Origin of the sequence: Nocardioides oceani (genome assembly GCF_030412965.1) — a bacterium.
GTDB classification, from domain to species: domain Bacteria; phylum Actinomycetota; class Actinomycetes; order Propionibacteriales; family Nocardioidaceae; genus Nocardioides; species Nocardioides oceani.
The window spans coordinates 1-277 of sequence record NZ_JAUHJQ010000169.1; the positions used below are offsets into that span (position 1 = coordinate 1).

Consider the following 277-nt stretch of genomic DNA (forward strand, 5'->3'; position numbering starts at 1 on the left):
ATCTGTCTTGATGAGCACGATGAAGGCACCGGCGATGACGGTGGTGATGATGCCACCAATGGCGATTGCCATCAACATTTCTACGAGGGTGAATCCGTCTTCGTCCTGGCGAATGTGTCGAAGTGAGCGTTTCATGAGATCGCTCGTTTTACGAAAACCGTGGTTTCCACCGAGCGGTCATCCAGGCTGGATACCGACATGGTGATGCGTTGTACGAGTGTGTCGTCGTAGGTCGTACCACAACCCACGTGATAGCCCGCTGTTGAGTCCCAGAGAT

Annotated in this window: 1 protein-coding gene; it reads right to left on the minus strand. The window is 53.4% G+C overall.

Annotated elements, in window-relative coordinates; translation table 11 throughout:
* The coding region (locus QWY28_RS24620) for a PulJ/GspJ family protein (protein ID WP_369292719.1) at positions 1-135 on the minus strand (135 nt) is incomplete at its 3' end.
* Between the last annotated feature and the right edge of the window lie 142 nt (positions 136-277).